Origin of the sequence: Glaciibacter sp. 2TAF33, from assembly GCF_052114945.1 — a bacterium.
In the GTDB taxonomy this organism is placed as follows: Bacteria; Actinomycetota; Actinomycetes; order Actinomycetales; family Microbacteriaceae; genus Cryobacterium.
Genome location: NZ_JBFRFS010000038.1, coordinates 1 through 428, shown reverse-complemented (window position 1 = coordinate 428; position 428 = coordinate 1). Strand labels below are relative to the sequence as shown.

At 66.8% G+C, this 428-nt stretch carries 2 pseudogenes; both read right to left on the bottom strand.

Annotated elements, in window-relative coordinates:
• A pseudogene (locus AB4Y94_RS17820) lies at positions 1–197 on the bottom strand (methylisocitrate lyase); the annotation flags it as partial.
• A pseudogene (locus AB4Y94_RS17815) lies at positions 197–428 on the bottom strand (MmgE/PrpD family protein); the annotation flags it as partial. The pseudogenes AB4Y94_RS17815 and AB4Y94_RS17820, both read right to left, overlap by 1 nt.

The following is a 428-nucleotide window of genomic DNA, read 5'->3' as shown; positions in this document are numbered from 1 at the left end:
GTCAGCCCGATATCGGGCAGCCCGAGATCGGCGGAGAGGACCGCGCCGGAGATGTAGACCCCGTCGAAACCCTTCGCCTGGATCAGCTTCGCCGACAGCGGGTTGAACGCGCCGGGGAACCGCTGGATCTCACCGGAAGCCAGGCCCGCGCGGAAATTCACCCGCTTCTCGGCGGGGGTGGTTGTCGCGTACAGCATCAAAAGAGTCCCTTCGGCAGGCCAGTGGCCTCAAGCAGGCCGGGCTTGGCAATAATGGTCAGCTGGCCGAGCTCCTCGGCGGTCAGTTCCGGCAGTCGCTGGGCGACGTCGAGGAAGCGTTCGATCTCGTCAGGTTCGAGCACGTCGCCGGCCAGGGTACGGAACTTGTTCACGTACTCGGCCCGGCCGAACGGGCGGGCGCCGAGCGGATGCGCATCCGCTACCGCGATC